This is a genomic window from uncultured Neisseria sp. (assembly GCF_951230505.1).
Classification (GTDB): Bacteria; Pseudomonadota; Gammaproteobacteria; order Burkholderiales; family Neisseriaceae; genus Neisseria.
In genome coordinates, this window is the sequence record NZ_CATNVN010000206.1 from 1 (window position 1) to 2,608 (window position 2,608).

Consider the following 2,608-nt stretch of genomic DNA (forward strand, 5'->3'; position numbering starts at 1 on the left):
AAGCGGCGGGTTTCAGGGTTGAATTTGTGGTTGGTCGAATAAAACAGGCATTCCGGCCCCATCATCACGTTCTTGCCGAGGGTCAAACCGCGGCAGATTTCGCAATTTACGCCGATACCCGAATTGTCGCCGACTACCGTATCCGGAAAGACGTATCCGCCTTTTTCAATATTGACGTTTTTACCGATGTTTGGAGAAATACACGCAGCCAAAGCAACACGGAATTTTTGCGCAATTCTGCCGAATGGTTTGCAATAAGACGGGGGCAACACTCCTCCCAAAACACGCAAAATGCACGTCAATATCTTTTTCCACATTGATTCCGTCTCCTGTTCGTACAAGCGTAAATATTATTCAGACTATTATTCTTCTTAAAGTTTCACATCTAGAGGAGGTTTTACATCCTCTTTTCAGTTAGATTACAATCTGATCGCATAATATTTGGTTCGATATTCTATTCTAAACTGTTCTCTTCTGTTGCGAAACTACCCTGCATACAAAATATCCTCTTGACGAAACAGCCAAAAATAGCGAAAATTCCACGCTTAACTGAAGTACAGGCAAAACCCCTGTGCCCGCTTAATCGAAAGGAAATCAAATGAAACAAGGTATTCACCCGAACTACCACGAAATCGACGTTACCTGCTCTTGCGGCAACAAATTCGTGACCAAATCTGCAATGGAAAAAGACAGCTTCAACGTTGAGGTTTGCTCTCTGTGCCACCCTTTCTACACCGGTACTCAAAAAATCGTCGACACTACCGGTCGTGTGGACAAATTCAACAACAAATTCGGCAACCTGTTCAAACGCTAATTGCCGCTTTGTCAAAAAGACTGCTTCGTGCAGTCTTTTTTGCATTCAGGCCGTCTGAAATATTTCTGTCAGACGGCCTGAGCTTTTTGTCGTCAACCGAATACCATATCATTCCAAACACCCGATAAAAACGAGCCGTAAGCATTGTTTTACAAAGCCCTCCAGTCCGGCATATCGCGCAAACCCGTCAAACCCTGTACCATTGCTATTCAAATCAACCGTTTTTTGACCTTCCATGCTGACTTACACACCGCCCGATCCGCGCCGCCCCCAAAAAACCCATGAAAAACCATGGCTTCTGCTGCTGATGGCCTTTGCCTGGCTGTGGCCGGGCGTGTTCTCGCATGACTTGTGGAACCCTGCCGAACCCTCCCTCTTTACCGCCTCCGAATCCATGAAAAACGGCGGCAGCCTGTTAATTGCACAAATCTTCGGCCAACCCGATTTCACCATCTCCCCTGCTTTTTTATGGGCGGCAACCGCATTCCAAACCCTGTTTTCACCTTGGGCAGCCGATGCCTATGATGCCGCGCGTTTTGCCGGCGTGGTATTCACCGCCATCGGACTGACCGCCTGCGGTTTTGCCGGTTTCAACTTTCTCGGCAGACACCATGGCCGCAGTGTTGTCTTAATCCTTATCGGCAGCATCGGTTTACTGCCCATCGCCCACTTCCTCAATCCCATGTCGGCCGTCTTTGCTGCATTTGGATTGATTCTGTGCGGCTTCTCACTGGCACGCCGCCGCGTCATTATTGCCATTTTGCTGTTGTGCGGCGGCTGGGTTTTACTCTCCCTCTCCTCAGGCTATCTGCTGACCGCGGCCATGATGTTTTTGGCACTTGCCCTGTCGTTCCATTCTACTTGGCAAAGCAAACGCTATCTGCTGACCCTGATTGGCGCCATCGTCGTTTCCCTGCCCCTGCTGATTCTGTATCCGCTGGTTTTATCCAAAACCAATCCCGAATGGTTTGATATTTGGTTCAACCATTATTCCTTAGGCGTATTCGGCGGTTTCCATCAGATTCAGACGGCCTTCAACCTGCCCTATTATCTGAAAAACCTGCTGTGGTTTGCCCTGCCTGCTTGGCCGCTGGCGGCATGGACGCTCAGCCGCACGCGTATCCACGATAAAAACTGGGGCATTCTGAGCCTGTCGTGGCTGGTTATCATGACAGCCCTACTCGCCATCAACCCGCAACGCCTACAAGACAACCTCGTTTGGCTGTTGCCGCCACTCGCCCTGCTCGGCGCGGCACAACTGGACGGCCTGCGCCGCGGCGCAGCGGCATTTATCAACTGGTTCGGCATCATGGCATTTGGTCTGATTGCCGTCTTCCTGTGGCTGGGCTTCTTCGCCATGAACTACGGCTGGCCTGCCAAACTGGCCGAACGCGCCGCCTATTTCAGCCCATATTACATCCCCGACATCGACCCAATTCCGATGACCGTCGCCCTGCTGTTTACCCCGTTATGGCTCTGGGCAATTACGCGTAAAAACATCCGCGGCCGCCAAGCCGTGACCAACTGGGCAGCCGGCGTTACCTTGGCCTGGGCCTTGCTGATGACCCTGTTTTTACCATGGCTCAACGCCGCCAAAAGCCATGCGCCGGTAGTACACCAAATGGAAGCCGCACTTTCTTCCGAATTGAAACAGCAGCTTTCAGACGGCCTCGAATGTATCAGCATCAACAGCCAAGACCAGCGCACACGAATCGCGTGGACACAATACAGCCATATCAAAACCACGACCGACAACCCGTCCTGCCGCTACCGCCTCATCCGCCAAGCCGCCAA

Annotated in this window: 2 protein-coding genes and 1 pseudogene; 2 read left to right on the forward strand and 1 reads right to left on the reverse strand. The window is 51.3% G+C overall.

The features are described 5' to 3' along the window. Window positions 1–317: pseudogene (locus tag Q1M25_RS09460) on the reverse strand (acyltransferase); the annotation flags it as partial. Between the two features lie 281 nt (window positions 318–598). Between Q1M25_RS09460 and rpmE the strand changes: the two are divergent. After that, window positions 599–814 carry a 50S ribosomal protein L31 gene (rpmE, locus tag Q1M25_RS09465; RefSeq protein ID WP_070583990.1) on the forward strand — a complete coding sequence of 72 codons (216 nt, stop codon included), beginning with the start codon at window positions 599–601 and terminating at the stop codon, window positions 812–814. 235 nt (window positions 815–1,049) lie between these two features. Further along, on the forward strand, window positions 1,050–2,608 hold a 1,559-nt coding region (locus tag Q1M25_RS09470; protein WP_300484062.1), incomplete at its 3' end, for a glycosyltransferase family 39 protein.